Genomic DNA, 15,629 nt, shown 5'->3' with positions numbered 1-15,629 from the left:
TTTATACACACAACTTACAACAACACAAAATACACAACACAATGAGCGACGCTTTAAAACACGAATGTGGTATAGCTTTGGTTAGACTTCTTAAACCGCTTGAATATTACAAAGAAAAATACGGAACCGCTTTTTACGGGATACAGAAAATGTACCTGATGATGGAAAAGCAGCACAACCGTGGACAAGATGGAGCCGGTTTTGCTAGCATTAAATTAGATGTGGCTCCCGGTGAACGTTATATCAGCAGAGTTCGTTCCAATCATTCACAGCCCATTCAGGATGTTTTCAAGCAAATCAATGAGCGTATTAATGAAGAGATGAGTTCTCATCCGGAATATGCAGACGATGTTGCCAAACAAAAAGCAAACATACCTTATATAGGAGAGTTGTTTCTGGGGCATGTTCGCTACGGAACTTTCGGAAAGAATAGCATTGAAAGTGTACATCCATTCCTGCGTCAAAGCAACTGGATGCACCGTAATTTAATTTTGGCAGGGAACTTTAACATGACCAATGTTAAGGAGCTTTTCGAAAATTTAGTAGAACTGGGTCAGCATCCGAAAGAAATGGCTGATACGGTTACTGTAATGGAGAAAATCGGACACTTCTTAGACAAAGAAGTAATGCAGCTTTATCAGGATTGCAAACTCGAAGGGTATTCTAAGAGAGAGGCTTCTCCGGTAATTGCAGACCGATTGGATATTGCAAAAATTTTAGCCCGTTCTGCTAAAAACTTAGACGGAGGATATGCAATGGCCGGATTATTGGGTCATGGTGATGCTTTTGTTTTTAGAGATCCTGCAGGAATTCGTCCGGCATATTATTATCAGGATGATGAAGTGGTAGTTGTGGCTTCTGAAAGACCGGTTATTCAAACCGTATTTAATGTGCCTTTTGAAAGTGTACAGGAAATCGAACCGGGAAATGCTTTGATCATTAAGAAAAACGGAAAAGTTTCTATGAATCAAATCTTAGAGCCAACTGTTAAAAAAGCATGTTCATTCGAAAGAATCTATTTCTCAAGAGGAAGTGACGCTGAAATTTATCAGGAACGTAAAAATTTAGGAAAATTAATTTTACCTGCTGTTTTGGAATCAATTGACAGTGATACCGATAATACGGTGTTTTCTTATATTCCAAATACAGCTGAAACCTCCTTTTATGGTTTAGTTGAAGCAGCTCAGGATTTTTTAAATCAAAGAAAAAACAATTATATTTTAGCCAACAGAAACACACTTAATGCAGAAACGTTACAGGAATTATTAGCTGTAAAGATTCGTACAGAGAAAGTGGCGATTAAAGATGCTAAGCTAAGAACCTTTATTACAGAAGACAGTAGTCGTGATGATTTAGTTGCTCATGTGTATGATGTTACGTATGGAGTAATTAAGCCAACGGACAATCTGGTTATTATTGATGATAGTATTGTTCGTGGTACTACTTTAAAGATGAGTATCATAAAGATGATGGATCGTTTGAAACCTAAACGTATCGTAATCGTTTCATCGGCACCACAAATTCGTTATCCTGACTGTTATGGAATCGATATGGCGAAACTGGAAGGCCTTGTAGCTTTTAGAGCGGCTCTGGCTTTGTTGAAAGAAAGAAATTTGTATCATATTGTTGACGAGGTTTATACGAAGTGTAAAGCTCAGGAGAATTATGTAGACACGGATGTTGTAAACTACGTTACGGCAATTTACGATCAGTTTACTCCTGAAGAAATTTCAGATAAAATAGCCGAAATGTTAAGCTCTCCTGAAATTAATGCCGAAGTAAAAATTATTTTCCAAAAAGTAGAAGATTTGCATATTGCTTGTCCGAAAAATTTAGGAGATTGGTACTTTACAGGGGATTATCCAACTCCGGGAGGGAACCGTGTGGTTAACAGAGCTTTCATGAATTTTTACGAAGGAAAAGACGCGAGAGCGTATTAATAAAATACTAACAAAAGGTTAAATTGTGCAGTTCATCGATTTTTTTTGCCGTTCGTCTTATTTGTTTGGTGAAATTGGAAAGCTGCAATACTTTTGAAATACCATAACATTAGTAGGTTAAGTTTATGGTAGATTTGGGGCAAAAAGGGTGGAAGTAATTCCACCTTTTTTATTGGAATAAACTCAAGTATTTCTAAAGTAAGATATTACATTCACTTTATCGGATATATTTGCCATTCGTCTAGAAAGTTTTTTTCATTCGAATAGCTGCCATACCTTTACAGAACCATAACATTAGTAGGTTAAGTTTATGGTAGATTTGGGGCAAAAAAGGTGGAAGTGATTCCGCCTTTTTTATTTTCTTTTTTTAGAGAATAGAGCATAGAACAAAGAGAATAGAGTAAAGACGAAATATAACGACAAAAAAGACGACTGCCAAATGGTACTCGTCTTTTTTTTATTTATAATCTTTGTTCTATTTTCTTCTGTATTAAGAAGAATTGGCTTTTAACGACAAGAAAGTTGGATTCTAAATAGTAATATGACTCTGAATTAAGTCAAACAATACGATGGGTTAATTTTCACACATTTCTCTTTTTTGTAATTTTTTTATTACCCTTTCTTGCGGTATATTAGGACTCAATTAGAAGTGCAATGCTTCTTGTGTAAAGAATAGGGAAGAATAGGTTAACTCGAAAAAAAATGAATCAGGAACTTAAGGAGTCTTTTGAGGCAGATAATGGAAATTCAAGGGGTGTAATTCTAAAAGCAAAAAGAGGAGTCAGGCATTTACTTGTCCGGATTGTAATTTTGGCTATTATTGCCGGAGGGCCACTCGTGCTATTGTCGCTTCCTGATTTGAGTAATAGAAGTGAGTTTGAATTTCTGTTGCTTAGTATATTTGCTCCGATAGTATGGTTTGCCTATATGTTTGCTGAAACCATAGCTTTACAAATGAAGAAAGAGGAAGAATTACGTAATATTAATTTGATATTATTTTTTATGGCACTGCTGATCTATATGCTGGTTATATCCAGTATTATGTAAATTGAAGTGTTCAACGGAAAATTAAACCATAAAAAAAGACGAATAACCGTTAGGCCATTCGTCTTTTTTCTATAATCTTTACTCTATTTTCTTATTTCTCTAAAGCAAATCTTCTTGCAACTTCAGTCCAGTTGATTACGTTGAAGAAAGCTTCAATATAATCAGGTCTTCTGTTTTGGTAGTTTAGGTAGTAAGCGTGCTCCCAAACATCCATTCCTAAGATTGGAGTTCCATCACAACCTACTTCCGGCATTAATGGATTGTCTTGATTTGGAGTTCCGCAAACGTCTAATTTTCCACCTTTTTGTACGCATAACCAAGCCCATCCTGAACCAAATTGTGTAGCACCGGCTTTAGCAAATTTTGCTTTAAATTCTTCAAAAGTTCCAAAAGAAGCTTCGATAGCAGCAAGTAAATCACCTGTTGGTAATCCACCGCCATTTGGAGACATTACAGTCCAGAATAAATTGTGGTTGTAAAAACCTCCACCATTGTTACGAACTGCTGCATTTGATTTATCTAGATTGATTAAGATGTTTTCGATAGTTTTACCTTCTAAATCTGTTCCGGCGATTGCTGCATTAAGATTTGTTGTGTAAGCATTATGATGTTTTGAATGGTGAATTTCCATTGTACGGGCATCAATATGTGGTTCTAATGCATCATATGCATAAGGTAATTGAGGTAATTCAAAAGCCATGATATTATGATTTTATGATTTATAATTATTTATTCCAAATTTAGACATTTAACTTTGGAATTGGAAATACTATTTCGTTATTATTCCATTTAATTAATTGATAATTCGTTTTTCGGAATGCTAACGTACTGTAATTCTTTATTTTCCGTTGAAAGTAGTCATCGTGTTTTCTAGGCCGGCGGTACCAAAAGATTTAATGATCTCTGAAGCGACTTCTAAACGTTCGGGCAATTTTACTTTTTCTTCTTCATCCCAATCTCCCAAAACGTAGTCTACCTGTTGCCCTTTTTTGAATTGATCGCTGATCCCAAATCTAAAGCGGGTATATTGTTGGGTATTTAAAACTAAATTGATGTTTTTAAGTCCGTTATGTCCTCCGTCGCTGCCTTTTGGTTTGATTCGGATAGTTCCAAAAGAGAGGTTGAGATCGTCTGTAATTACCAGGATATTCTCTAATGGAATGTTTTCTTTGTCCATCCAGTACTTTACGGCTTTACCGCTCAGGTTCATGTAGGTATTTGGTTTGAGCAGAAAAAAAGTTCTTCCTTTAAATTTATATTCGGCCAAAGCGCCCAGTTTTACGGTTTTGAATGAAAGACTTTCTTTTTTAGCTAAAAAATCAAGTACTTTAAAACCTATGTTGTGTCGTGTATTTACGTATTCGGCACCAATATTGCCTAATCCAACGATTAAATATTTTTTCATATAATCAGTGTTCTCTTCTTTTTGGGTTGATGAAAACAGTTTTGTTATCCATTTTATCATGGTACAAAAATAGGGTTAATTAGAGAATGTGCCAATTTGTTAATTAGATAATTTGCTTTTAACGGCAAAGAATGGCACGCTGATGACGCGGATTTGAATGGATTTGCGCAGATTATTTTTTATCATTTTTATCATACTGACAAGATTGTTTGAAAACCTTTGCGCCTTTGTACCTCTGAACCTTTACGCCTCTTGTCTGATGAAAAACGAAACTTCTGGCTAGCCCTGACAGAAGCGGTATCCTTTTTAGCCGCTTTTTTTTGCGGATAAAAAGATATAGCGGATGGCAGGAGTGTCGCGTTTTATGAAAACGGGATTTTCTGCTTCTAAGAAAAAAACAGATAATTAGAGAATTGGCTTTAAAGGGCTTCGACTTCGCTCAGCCAGACACACTTAATATTTGTCAAAAATGTCGGACTGAGCGGAGTCGAAACCGTCCTGTAGTAAAAAATCTTAGAACCTTAGTATCTCAGCATCTCAGAACCTCAAAAAAAAAGCACCAACCTTTCGATTGATGCTTTGTATTTTGAATTGAAAAAAATTATTTTTTCTTTCCTTTTGCAGGAGCTTTTGCAGCTTTTGCAGCCTCTTGAGCAGCTTTCATAGCAGCACGAGAGATTCTTACCTGACAAACTACTGTGTTGTCCGGGTGCATAACTTTGTACTCTGGTTTTCCAACTTTAGTAACATATAATTTGTTACCCATTTCAAGTGGAGTAATGTCAGCTTCAACAAAATCAGGAAGATTTTTAGGTAAAGCTTTAACTTTTAATTTACGTTGGTTTAAACGTAAAACACCACCTGCAAGAACACCTTTAGATGTACCAACGATTTTCACAGGAACTTCCATTGTGATTTCTTTATCATCAAATAATTGGAAGAAGTCAATGTGTAAAATTTTGTCAGAAACAGGGTGAACCTGAATGTCTTGTAAAACTGCTGTAAATGATTTTCCTTTTCCAAGCTCAATCACAACTGTGTGTGCGTTTGGAGTGTAAACCAAGTTTTTGAACGCTGCAGCGTCTGCTGAGAAGTGTACTGCTTGATTTCCTCCGTATAACACGCAAGGAACCGCTCCAGCATTACGTAAGGCTTTAGTTGACACTTTGCCCACGCTTTCTCTTTCTGATCCTTTAATTGTAATCGATTTCATTGTAAAAAAAATATAGTTATTAATAAATATTCTATGTTGCTATAAGCTTTAAGCTGTAGGCTTTAAGCTTTTTATAAAGTAACTATTGGAGTGCTTACGGCTTATTGCTTAAAGCTTACGGCCAAAATTTACATTATAAATTTTCCACTGATGGAATTGTTGTGGTGCACCATGTGCATAACTTCAGCAAAAAGAGGTGCACAACTCACGACTCTTATTTTCTTTGATTCTCTTTTTAAAGGAATAGAATCGGTAACGATTAATTCGCTTAATTTAGAGTTTTCAATTTTTTCGTAGGCTTCACCTGATAAAATGGCGTGTGTACAAATGGCTCTAACGCTTAATGCTCCTTTTTCGATCATTAAATCTGCGGCTTTAGCTAATGTTCCACCTGTATCGATCATGTCGTCTACTAATATTACGTTACGGCCTTTTACTTCACCAATTAGTTCCATAGTGTCGATAACGTTGGCAGCTTTTCTTTGTTTGTAACAGATTACTACATCTGATTCTAGAAACTTAGAGTAAGCATATGCTCTTTTTGAACCTCCCATATCCGGAGATGCAATGGTTAGATTGTCTAACTTTAAACTTTCTACGTATGGTAAAAAGATTGTAGATGCAAATAAATGATCTACCGGTTTTTCGAAAAACCCCTGAATTTGATCTGCGTGCAAATCCATTGTCATTACTCTTGTCGCTCCGGCAGCATCTAATAAATTAGCTACTAATTTTGCTCCAATCGGAACTCTTGGTTTGTCTTTTCTGTCTTGTCTTGCCCAACCAAAATAAGGCATGACAGCTGTAATGTGTCTTGCTGATGCACGTTTTGCTGCATCAATCATAAGTAACAATTCCATCAAATTATCAGCAGATGGGAAAGTTGAACACACGATAAAAACACGTAATCCTCTTATTGATTCTTCGTACGATGGTTGGAATTCTCCATCACTATACTTCGACATCGTTACTTTTCCTAACGGAATTCCGTACTGTTCTGCAATTTTTTCTGCAAGATAGACACTTTGTGAACAAGCAAAAATTTTAGCTTCTGGTTCTAGGTGCGACATTTAATTTGTTGTTTTGTAGTTAGTTGTGTGTGCTTCGTTTTAACGAGGTGCAAATTTAGAAAATTTATTGGACACTGAAAGGAAAAAATTAAGTATTTTTATTAGAATTTTTAATTTTATTTTTTACATTTGCACCGTGTTAAAGGAATAAGCACAGTTATGACATCATAATGAACTTATTCTATTGCGTTGAAATAATCAAATCTTGATTGTTTTTTCGTCTGCTAAGCCCGGATGGCGGAATTGGTAGACGCGCTGGTCTCAAACACCTGTGGGAAACCGTGCCGGTTCGACTCCGGCTCCGGGTACTTAAAGCCTCTTCTGTTTAGAAGGGGCTTTTTTTGTGCTTTATAAATTTTGAATTTGATCTTTGATTTGAATATTGCCCGCGGTTGAAGCCGCGGGTTTTTTGGTTGTGTTTGTGTGGGTTTACGGCCTATTGATGTTGTGAAGGAGTGTGTTCTTTGGTGAAGTGGTGAATTAAAGTTCTTGGAATTTTGAGATAACGGCTTGTGTTGAAGTAATGTAAAACTTGTTAACTTTGAGTATGTGAATAGTAATCTAGTTATGAAAATGGAAAAAATAGAGCATATCAATTATATTAAAGCGCCTATTGCGGAAGTTTATAAGGTGTTGACGACGCAGGAAGGTTTGGCTGCTGTCTGGACGGAGGAATTAGTTGTTAAGCCGGAAGTAGGTTTTGTTAATGAGTTTGGTTTCGGAGATGAGGATGTGACAAAAATGAAGGTGGTTGGATTGTTTCGTGATAAAAGAATAGTGTGGGAATGTGTGGAATCAGATCCGGAGTGGATTGGAACGGGTATTTCGTTTGATCTAACGGAGAAGGATGGAGTAACGGCGGTTGTTTTGAGGCATTTTGGCTGGCGTGAGCTAACGGAATTCTATCAATGGTGCAATTACAACTGGGCGATGTTTCTTTTGAGTCTTAAGGGTTATTGTGAGGATGGGGAGGGTGTGTCTTATCAAAAGCGAAAGTTTTAGATTGTGATCCTAGTATTGTATGAAATAAGAGAATAAAAAAACCACTTACGTTTGTAAGTGGTTTTTAGTAAGCTCCCCCTCTTGGGCTCGAACCAAGGACCCTCTGATTAACAGTCAGATGCTCTAACCAACTGAGCTAAGGAGGAATCACCTTAAAGGTAAATATGTTTGCTAAAAAGTTGCTCCCCCTCTTGGGCTCGAACCAAGGACCCTCTGATTAACAGTCAGATGCTCTAACCAACTGAGCTAAGGAGGAAGTTGCTGTTCTTTTTAGCGAGTGCAAATATAAGACGTTTTTTAGTTTCTCAAAAATATTTTAGCACTTTTTATTGATTTTTTTTTCTATTTCACAATTGCCTTATAAATGTCGTTCCCATTAGCAAATAAAAGCAGTGCTATAAGTAAAACGAAACCAACTATTTGGGCGTTTTCTAGGAATTTATCACTCGGTTTTCTGCCACTAATTATTTCGTATAATAAAAACATTACATGACCGCCATCAAGAGCAGGAATTGGCAATAAATTCATTACTCCAAGCATAATTGATAATAAAGCAGTGATCGACCAGAAGGTTTCCCAGCTCCAGCTGCTTGGAAAAATGTTGAAAATAGCTGCAAAACCACCCACTTGTTTGTAAGCTTTCGTCTCAGGATTGAAAATCATTTTAAGTTGTTTTCCATAACCTACCAACTGATCTTTACCTTTTGTAAGTCCAACTGGAATTGATTCTAAGAAAGTGTAGCTTTTTTTGCTTACCTTATAGTATCCTAATTTTTCTAAGGATTCGATATTTAAACCTCCAACGCCAACACCAAGTTTTCCGGCTGTAGAAATTTTAACTGTAATTGGTACTTTCTTTAAATCACGTAAAACAACAGCAGGAATAGTTTTGCCTTTGTTGCTTTCTAAAATTGTTTTTACCTGATCATAGTATCTTGCGTCCTGACCGTTAAGGCTAACAATTAAATCTTTTGGTTTTAAAGCTGTATTTCCGGATTCTTCCGTAACACTTGCCACTGCAAAAGGGATTCTCATGTCTACAAGATGTGCTTTTTCCTGTTTCGACAATTGATCTACAAAGTCAGTTGGCATTTTTACCGTTTGTTGCTGTCCATTTCTTTCGATTAAGATTTCTTTGGCCATGATAATTTTCATGTTGATATCATTATCGAAATTTTCGATTTTTTGTCCGTCAACAGCCAGGAATTTATCTCCGGTTTTGAAACCTGCTTTTAGCATTACAGGGTTTTCAACTAAAACACCATCTTTCAGATCCGCATTGGCTACATAAATATCACCGTAAGCAAATGCCATTCCAATGTAAATAATAAAGGCCAGAATAAAGTTTACCGTAACACCACCCAACATAATAATTAGGCGCTGCCATGCCGGTTTCGAACGAAATTCCCAAGGTTGTGGAGGAAGAGCCATTTGGTCCTTGTCCATACTTTCGTCAATCATTCCGGAGATTTTTACATAACCTCCTAATGGCAACCATCCGATTCCGTATTCAGTTTCGCCAATTTTCTTTTTTAAAAGGGAATATTTAACATCAAAAAATAAGTAGAATTTTTCGACTCTTGTTTTAAACAATTTTGCGGGAATAAAATGCCCTAATTCGTGAAGAATAATAAGTAAAGATAAACTCAATAGAAATTGAGAGAGTTTGATAACTATATCCATTTTGTATTTTTAGTTCGTATTTAACGCACAAAAGTAACGTTTCTATTTTAATTTGATAGTGCAATATAATACATAAGGTTTTAAATGTTTGTTAATACTTCATTCTTATTTTTCTGAAACAGAACTAAAGTCTTCTTCATAAAAATGAAAGAGATAATGTTTTTTCTCTTGCCTTGTGATAAAAAGATACTTGGGTGTAAAATAAGTCTTATCATGATAGTTTTATGGCTTATTGAGGCAATTTGTTGTAAAAATACTTTGTAATTTTCCTACTTTTTGATGCCGTTGCTTTCTTATGAAGAAGAAAGAACTGGTGTTTAATGATTTCATGTTTCACTTAATTTTATTGCAGCCGATGAGTTTTATAGAGAAAATAGAGCGAATGAAAAGGATTCATCAGTTAATCTGTGAGGAGAAAACAGGCTCGCCGGTTGCTTTTGCAAAAAAAATGCTTTTAAGCAGAAGCCAGCTTTACAATGAATTGGAAATAATTAAAGGATTTGATGCGCCATTAAAATATTGTAAAAAAAGAGAGAGCTTTTACTATGAAACTTCCTTTGAGCTAATAGTGCATTATTCGCTCAGTATAATTAAAGACGAAGAAAGGAAAGAAATTTTCGGAGGTTAAGAGTTCCGTCCAATGTTATTAGATGGAAGTATTGTAAGTTTGTTCTTATGAATCAATTCTCGAGAAAATGATTTTATTGAAAAGATTAATGAACGGTTTAAATTTAAAATTATGAATTTAGAAAATTTGAATTTAGTGGAGCTTAGTGCTCAGGAAGTACAAGAAGTTGATGGGGGTTATTGGTGGCTTTTGGCTGAAGTTGCATATGAATTAATGTATTCGCAGGATGATGTCAAAAAAGGCTATAAAGCAGCTAAAGAACTTTTTGAATAAAAATTTAAAACTTAAAAAAATGGAAAATTTAACACAATTAACCACAGAGGAAATGAATCATATTGAGGGAGGTTCACTTATCGGATTCGTGCTTGGATTTACAGGATATTTATTAGAAAGAGCTGCTGATAGTATTGCTGCACATCCAGTAGGAGGTGGTCATCATTATGAAATTTAGTTTAAATTATTAGAATTGTAGCAAAAGCATTATCCTTTTAGTAACATTACAAAAAGGATAATGCTATTTTTATTAAATATGAAAAAAATAATAAACTTCTATATTCGTGCTTTTTTAATTATATCTTTTATATCGATACCTTTTATATTTATTGCTTTTGAAGATTTTAGAATAAATAGTTTTAGTTATAAAATGTGGATTGCTACATTTTGCCCACAATTAATTTACATTGTATACCTGTTTCGAAAACAAAAATGGTATCAAAATTTTAAAAGTAATTTTTTTAGTAAAAAAACTAATTATTGGTTAGTTGTATTTACATGCTTGATATCATTTATAGTATATTTTTTTCTGATTATATTTAAATGGATTAAAGTAGAAAGTACGGTAAATTGGGATATTGAAATTATTGGCTATTTTATCTTAATATTTCTTTCGGCATTATTAGAGGAGATTCTATTCAGATATATTCCGTATAAGATTCTGATAAAAGAAATTTCAATTAAGAATATAGTATTAGTTTCGGTGTTTTTTAGTTTCTTTCATTTATTTAATCCTAATATCAATATTATAGGTTTGATTAATATTGTGGTGGCGGGAGTTTTTTTTAGTTTGATATACTTAAAGAGTAACTCAATTTTTTTATGTGGCTTTATCCATGCTTTTTGGAATTTCTCGATTGGTTGTTTGTTAGGGAGTAATATAAGTGGTTTAAAGGTAACGAGCGTTTTACAATATTATCCTGAAAGGCCTTATTTTTTAAGTGGAGGTGATTTTGGGTTTGAAGGATCAATTATAACGACCATTGTTTTTTCAATTTCCAGTCTTTTCTTATACCAATTAAAGACAAACGAGATCTTCGGAAATAAATGAAAGAAAGTTTTTTATAGTGAGTAAAATAACTTTTCTCTTTATCAGAATGATTAAAAATTATTAGAGTGTGATTTGAAAACAAAAACAGTTAAAATAGTACTCATTGTGATGTTTGCAGTTGTCTATTTAATTAAATCTATTATTGAACCAAGATTTAGATATTCATATTAGTGAGGACATATTTAAAAATAAAAGAAGAATGTACTTCGGTTTTGATCCAATAAACACGCTGAAAAATCTTGTTGTTAAAACAACTGGTTATGAAAAAAGGAACGATCCTGGAATCTGAAAATCGTTTTGAATTGTTGCATCTGGAATATTATACTCTTTGGAACAACCGAAACTTGTTTTAAATGTTTGTTAATTAATAAACATTTGAATTTTTACTTTTAAGCAGATACCGTAACTTTACTTTTTAGAGTACCGTCATAGCCAACAGGCGGTTTAAAACAATTAAAAGTTACAATATGACCTCATTATTATTTGCTCCCTTAACCATAAAAAAGATTACTTTAAAAAACAGAATTGTTATTTCGCCTATGTGCCAGTATTCGGCAATAGACGGATTTGCAAACGATTGGCACTTGGTTCATCTGGGCAGTCGTGCCAGTGGCGGAGTGGGTTTAATCATCCAGGAAGCTACCGCAGTTTCTCCTGAGGCAAGAATTTCTCCTTCTGATTTAGGTTTGTGGAAAGACGAACATATTGAAAAATTAAAAACAATTAACGAATTTATTCTTTCTCAAAATGCTGTACCCGGAATTCAATTGGCACATGCCGGACGAAAAGCAAGTGTTTCGATTCCATGGGAGGGCAATAAAAAATTAGATATTGGACAAGGTGGGTGGCAGACTGTTTCGGCAAGTGCGATCCCGTATCATGATGATGAACCTTTTCTTCCTGAAGCTTTAGATAAAAATGGAATTCAAAAAGTAATTTCAGATTTTAAAGCAGCAACAAAAAGAGCCGTTAAAGCCGGTTTTCAGGTCATGGAAATTCATGGAGCGCACGGATATCTGCTGCACCAGTTTTTATCACCTTTAACAAATGTCAGAAATGACGAATATGGTGGAAGTTTCGAAAACAGAATCCGTCTGACTTTAGAAATTGTTGAAGCTGTACAATCCGAATGGCCGTCTGATTTGCCTTTATTGGTTCGAATTTCAGCTACAGATTGGGCAGAAGGAGGATGGAATCCGGAGGAATCCGTACAACTTTCAATACTCTTAAAAGAAAAAGGTGTTGATTTAATTGATACCTCGTCAGGCGGATTAGTGTCGCATCAGCAGATTCCTTTACAGCCCAATTATCAGGTTCCTTTCGCAGCCAAAATAAAAAAAGAAGCTTCTATTTTAACAGGGGCTGTCGGTTTAATTACAGAAGCTAAGCAAGCAGAAGAAATTTTGGAGAGTGGTCAGGCCGATGTGATCTTGTTTGCCAGAGAATCGCTCAGAAATCCGAATTTACCTTTAGATTTTGCTAAAGAATTAAACGACGATATTCAGTGGCCAAAACAATACGAAAGAGCGAAAATTTAATGTTTTTTTTCCGCCACAAATTCACGAATCTATACAAATCGTTGTGTTTAAAAACTTAACATAATTCGTGAATTACTTCGTCCGTTCGCTATTGCTCGGGTCGTGGCAGAAATAAAAACCTTTTTAATCATAATAATCTGTGGCAAAAAACTAAACATGAAATGCAAAAAATAAAAACAGCACTATTATCATATGGAATGTCAGGGAAGGTGTTTCATGCTCCATTTTTAAATATACACCCAGGGTTTGAATTATTGGGCTCCTGGGAAAGAAGCAAAAAACTCATTCAGCAGGATTATCCGGCTGTAAAAAGTTATGCCTCGATCGAAGACTTGTTGGCGGATGATGTCGATTTGGTGATTGTAAACACACCCGTGGGAACGCATTATGAATATGCGAAACAAGTACTTTTGAGCGGAAAACATGCTGTAGTTGAAAAAGCGTTTACCACAACAGTAGCCGAAGCTCAGGAACTGGCTGCAATTGCAAAAGAAAAAGGACTGAAATTAGCCGTTTTTCAAAACAGAAGATGGGACAGTGATTTTAAAACGGTTCAAAAAGTAATTGGTGATGGGGTTTTAGGAGATTTGATCGAAGCTGAATTTCATTTTGACCGATACAATCCGTTATTAAGTCCTAAAGCACATAAAGAAACTGTAAATGATGGTGCCGGAATCCTGAAAGATTTAGGTCCGCATTTAATTGATCAGGCCGTTTGTTTGTTTGGTTCTCCAAATGCAGTTTTTGGAGACATTCGTTTTACCAGAGCGGATACTTTGGTGGACGACTGGATCGATCTATTGTTGATTTATGAAAATTTCAGAGTCCGTTTAAAAGCCGGTTTTTTTGTGAGAGAAGCTAATCCTGCTTATGTGATTCACGGTAAAAAAGGATCATTTTTAAAACCTCGTGGAGATGTTCAGGAAGATGATTTAAAATTAGGTAAGAAACCAAATTTAGAATCCTGGGGTACAGAATCAGAGGTTTTACAAGGCTTTTTACACACCGAAATTGAGGGAGAAGTAATCAGGGAAAAAATTCCAACGCTTCAGGGTAATTATTTTTCTTTCTTTGATGGTGTTTATGAGGCTATCGTAAAGAATGAAAAAGAACCGGTTACTGCACAGGACGGAGTAAAAGTAATGCAGATTATCGAAGCAGCAATCGCAAGTCATACGCAGCAAAAAGTAATTAATTTGTAGTGAAGCTGCACACAGATTTGACGGATAAAACAGATTGTCACAGATTTTTTAATTCTTGAAATCTGAAAAGAAGTATCATAGTCTATAAAATAAAACAATTAGAAGTAGTTAACGACAAAAAACTTTGCGCCTTTGCTTTTCAGAACCTTTGTCCCTCAAAAAAATTATAAACATACAACGTTGTAAATTGAGTAACAGTCAGGTTTTATAGGCCATAAAGCAGCTTTTTAGTACTTTTATAGTGTTAAATCCAAAACGAATTATTTTGATCGACTTCAATCCATTAGCATTATTCCAAACCAAAGGAAAAATTAAGAAAGCTTACAGAGAAGCTAAAATCTCCTATCTGAACCGAATTCGTTTGGCTGTTGGGATGTTTTATTTTGGAATGGGTTTAAGTTTTGCGACCTGGGCAAGCAGGATTCCGGACATTAAAACAGCATTGCATTTAACCGAAGGAGACCTTGGTTCTATTCTTTTTGCTTTGCCAATGGGACAATTACTAATTATGCCATTCTCAGGTAAGATGGTTACAAAATTTGGCAGTCATCGAATTTTGATTCTTTCCTTAATCATGTATGTTTTATGTCTGGCCAATTTAGGTTTGGCTACTACCGCCTTACAATTGTCATTAGGATTATTTCTGTTTGGATTGTTTGGAAATCTGGCCAATATCGCGGTCAATACACAAGGCGTTTATACCGAAGTTCTTTTTAGGAAAACAATCATGTCGTCTTTTCATGGCATGTGGAGTTTTGCCGGATTTACCGGGGCTTTAGTAGGGTTGGGAATGCTGGCTTTAAAACTAAGTCCTCTTCATCACTTCCTGATCGTGGCGGGAATCGTATTAATAATGATTGCTTTTAACTTTAAGTTTTTAATTAAAGCCAAAGAAAAAATCAAAGTTAAGAACGAGAAAAAGAAGTTATTTGTAAAACCGGACAGCGCTTTAATCTGGCTTGGAGTGATTGGATTTTGCAGTATGGCAAGCGAAGGTGTAATGTTCGACTGGAGTGGAGTATACTTTAAAGATATCGTAAAAGCACCTGGTCCGTTGGTGATTTTAGGATATACTTCCTTCATGATTATGATGGCAAGCGGACGTTTTCTGGGAGACGGTCTGATCAATAAATTTGGACGTGAACGTGTGATGCAAATTAGTGGTGTTATGATTTCTGCCGGACTTTTTACAGCCGTTTTTCTTCCTTATCTTATACCTTGTACCATTGCTTTTATGGCAGTTGGTTTAGGAGTTGCCACTATAGTTCCTACCGTTTATAGTATGGCAGGGAAAAACCCGACCGTTCCACCCGGAGAAGCTTTAACTATTGTTTCGAGTGTAAGTTTTTTGGGGTTCTTAATGGGACCACCGGTTATCGGACATATCGCTGAAACTTTTGGACTTCAGTTTTCATTCGCTTTTATTGGAATTTTCGGAGTTCTGATTGCTTTTATGGTTTCCAAAATCAGGATAGACTCTTAGTTTGTACGCTAAAAAAAAGCGAGAGATTGTTTTGAAGTTAAATTTTATTTAACAAGAAAATACTTTCTTATTGTTTTTTGTTTATATTTGAATC

Annotated in this window: 15 protein-coding genes and 3 tRNA genes; 11 read left to right on the top strand and 7 right to left on the bottom strand. The window is 35.3% G+C overall.

Features of this window, described 5'->3' with window-relative positions; all coding sequences use genetic code 11:
• The first annotated feature begins 41 nt into the window (after nucleotides 1-41).
• Both BHE19_RS04670 and BHE19_RS04665 read left to right on the top strand, forming a co-directional pair.
• Entirely contained in the window at nucleotides 42-1,940 is a 1,899-nt protein-coding gene (locus BHE19_RS04670) for an amidophosphoribosyltransferase (protein WP_070906152.1), read from the top strand.
• 702 nt (nucleotides 1,941-2,642) lie between these two features.
• The gene (locus BHE19_RS04665) at nucleotides 2,643-2,987 is read left to right on the top strand and encodes a hypothetical protein (RefSeq protein WP_070906151.1); all 345 of its coding nucleotides are present in this window, start codon (nucleotides 2,643-2,645) and stop codon (nucleotides 2,985-2,987) included.
• A 91-nt stretch (nucleotides 2,988-3,078) separates the two neighbouring features.
• Here the strand turns inward: BHE19_RS04665 and BHE19_RS04660 are convergent, their stop codons facing one another.
• The 4 genes from BHE19_RS04660 to BHE19_RS04645 form a co-directional block, all read right to left on the bottom strand.
• Nucleotides 3,079-3,687: a superoxide dismutase gene (locus BHE19_RS04660; protein ID WP_017494539.1), complete on the bottom strand. Its 609-nt coding sequence runs from the start codon at nucleotides 3,685-3,687 to the stop codon at nucleotides 3,079-3,081.
• Between the two features lie 138 nt (nucleotides 3,688-3,825).
• Complete coding sequence (pth, locus tag BHE19_RS04655; RefSeq protein ID WP_070906150.1) at nucleotides 3,826-4,452, bottom strand: aminoacyl-tRNA hydrolase; 627 nt, start codon at nucleotides 4,450-4,452, stop codon at nucleotides 3,826-3,828.
• Nucleotides 4,453-4,993: 541 nt separating this feature from the next.
• Entirely contained in the window at nucleotides 4,994-5,605 is a 612-nt protein-coding gene (locus BHE19_RS04650; protein WP_017494541.1) for a 50S ribosomal protein L25/general stress protein Ctc, read from the bottom strand.
• 128 nt (nucleotides 5,606-5,733) lie between these two features.
• Nucleotides 5,734-6,675, bottom strand: a complete 942-nt coding sequence (locus BHE19_RS04645; RefSeq protein WP_017494542.1) for a ribose-phosphate pyrophosphokinase — start codon at nucleotides 6,673-6,675, stop codon at nucleotides 5,734-5,736.
• Nucleotides 6,676-6,903: 228 nt separating this feature from the next.
• Between BHE19_RS04645 and BHE19_RS04640 the strand changes: the two genes are divergently transcribed.
• Nucleotides 6,904-6,983, top strand: a tRNA-Leu gene (locus BHE19_RS04640).
• 259 nt (nucleotides 6,984-7,242) lie between these two features.
• Nucleotides 7,243-7,677, top strand: coding sequence for an SRPBCC family protein (locus BHE19_RS04635; RefSeq protein WP_317040042.1), 435 nt, complete (start codon nucleotides 7,243-7,245; stop codon nucleotides 7,675-7,677).
• 72 nt (nucleotides 7,678-7,749) lie between these two features.
• Here the strand turns inward: BHE19_RS04635 and BHE19_RS04630 are convergent.
• From BHE19_RS04630 to rseP, 3 genes are all read right to left on the bottom strand, one after another.
• A tRNA-Asn gene (locus tag BHE19_RS04630) sits at nucleotides 7,750-7,823 on the bottom strand.
• A gap of 36 nt (nucleotides 7,824-7,859) precedes the next feature.
• Nucleotides 7,860-7,933: transfer RNA gene (locus tag BHE19_RS04625), tRNA-Asn, on the bottom strand.
• Between the two features lie 86 nt (nucleotides 7,934-8,019).
• Nucleotides 8,020-9,360, bottom strand: a complete 1,341-nt coding sequence (gene rseP / locus BHE19_RS04620) for an RIP metalloprotease RseP (protein WP_070906149.1) — start codon at nucleotides 9,358-9,360, stop codon at nucleotides 8,020-8,022.
• Nucleotides 9,361-9,655: 295 nt separating this feature from the next.
• Between rseP and BHE19_RS04615 the strand changes: the two genes are divergently transcribed.
• From BHE19_RS04615 to BHE19_RS04595, 7 genes are all read left to right on the top strand, one after another.
• Nucleotides 9,656-9,988 carry a hypothetical protein gene (locus tag BHE19_RS04615; protein ID WP_233431354.1) on the top strand — a complete coding sequence of 111 codons (333 nt, stop codon included), beginning with the start codon at nucleotides 9,656-9,658 and terminating at the stop codon, nucleotides 9,986-9,988.
• A 111-nt stretch (nucleotides 9,989-10,099) separates the two neighbouring features.
• On the top strand, nucleotides 10,100-10,261 hold the full coding sequence (locus tag BHE19_RS22880) for a hypothetical protein (protein WP_017494546.1): 162 nt from the start codon (nucleotides 10,100-10,102) through the stop codon (nucleotides 10,259-10,261).
• Nucleotides 10,262-10,313: 52 nt separating this feature from the next.
• Nucleotides 10,314-10,439 carry a hypothetical protein gene (locus tag BHE19_RS23020; RefSeq protein WP_262487638.1) on the top strand — a complete coding sequence of 42 codons (126 nt, stop codon included), beginning with the start codon at nucleotides 10,314-10,316 and terminating at the stop codon, nucleotides 10,437-10,439.
• Nucleotides 10,440-10,517: 78 nt separating this feature from the next.
• The gene (locus BHE19_RS04610; protein ID WP_165607901.1) at nucleotides 10,518-11,312 is read left to right on the top strand and encodes a CPBP family intramembrane glutamic endopeptidase; all 795 of its coding nucleotides are present in this window, start codon (nucleotides 10,518-10,520) and stop codon (nucleotides 11,310-11,312) included.
• 467 nt (nucleotides 11,313-11,779) lie between these two features.
• A complete protein-coding gene (locus tag BHE19_RS04605; protein WP_070906147.1) occupies nucleotides 11,780-12,850 on the top strand; it encodes an NADH:flavin oxidoreductase/NADH oxidase in 1,071 nt (356 codons plus the stop codon).
• A 161-nt stretch (nucleotides 12,851-13,011) separates the two neighbouring features.
• Complete coding sequence (locus BHE19_RS04600) at nucleotides 13,012-14,052, top strand: Gfo/Idh/MocA family oxidoreductase (protein ID WP_070906146.1); 1,041 nt, start codon at nucleotides 13,012-13,014, stop codon at nucleotides 14,050-14,052.
• 265 nt (nucleotides 14,053-14,317) lie between these two features.
• Nucleotides 14,318-15,535: an MFS transporter gene (locus BHE19_RS04595; RefSeq protein WP_083342485.1), complete on the top strand. Its 1,218-nt coding sequence runs from the start codon at nucleotides 14,318-14,320 to the stop codon at nucleotides 15,533-15,535.
• Nucleotides 15,536-15,629: the final 94 nt, after the last annotated feature.

Origin of the sequence: Flavobacterium tructae (genome assembly GCF_001853485.1) — a bacterium.
GTDB classification, from domain to species: domain Bacteria; phylum Bacteroidota; class Bacteroidia; order Flavobacteriales; family Flavobacteriaceae; genus Flavobacterium; species Flavobacterium tructae.
Note: the sequence above shows the minus strand (reverse complement) of the source record. Positions and strands in the feature narration are given on the sequence as shown.

Coding starts and splice junctions, on each gene's coding strand:
- BHE19_RS04670 (WP_070906152.1), top strand. CDS start 42: ATGAGCGACGCTTTAAAACACGAATGTGGTATAGCTTTGGTTAGACTT.
- BHE19_RS04665 (WP_070906151.1), top strand. CDS start 2,643: ATGAATCAGGAACTTAAGGAGTCTTTTGAGGCAGATAATGGAAATTCA.
- BHE19_RS04660 (WP_017494539.1), bottom strand. CDS start 3,687: ATGGCTTTTGAATTACCTCAATTACCTTATGCATATGATGCATTAGAA.
- pth (WP_070906150.1), bottom strand. CDS start 4,452: ATGATAAAATGGATAACAAAACTGTTTTCATCAACCCAAAAAGAAGAG.
- BHE19_RS04650 (WP_017494541.1), bottom strand. CDS start 5,605: ATGAAATCGATTACAATTAAAGGATCAGAAAGAGAAAGCGTGGGCAAA.
- BHE19_RS04645 (WP_017494542.1), bottom strand. CDS start 6,675: ATGTCGCACCTAGAACCAGAAGCTAAAATTTTTGCTTGTTCACAAAGT.
- BHE19_RS04635 (WP_317040042.1), top strand. CDS start 7,243: ATGAAAATGGAAAAAATAGAGCATATCAATTATATTAAAGCGCCTATT.
- rseP (WP_070906149.1), bottom strand. CDS start 9,360: ATGGATATAGTTATCAAACTCTCTCAATTTCTATTGAGTTTATCTTTA.
- BHE19_RS04615 (WP_233431354.1), top strand. CDS start 9,656: ATGAAGAAGAAAGAACTGGTGTTTAATGATTTCATGTTTCACTTAATT.
- BHE19_RS22880 (WP_017494546.1), top strand. CDS start 10,100: ATGAATTTAGAAAATTTGAATTTAGTGGAGCTTAGTGCTCAGGAAGTA.
- BHE19_RS23020 (WP_262487638.1), top strand. CDS start 10,314: ATGAATCATATTGAGGGAGGTTCACTTATCGGATTCGTGCTTGGATTT.
- BHE19_RS04610 (WP_165607901.1), top strand. CDS start 10,518: ATGAAAAAAATAATAAACTTCTATATTCGTGCTTTTTTAATTATATCT.
- BHE19_RS04605 (WP_070906147.1), top strand. CDS start 11,780: ATGACCTCATTATTATTTGCTCCCTTAACCATAAAAAAGATTACTTTA.
- BHE19_RS04600 (WP_070906146.1), top strand. CDS start 13,012: ATGCAAAAAATAAAAACAGCACTATTATCATATGGAATGTCAGGGAAG.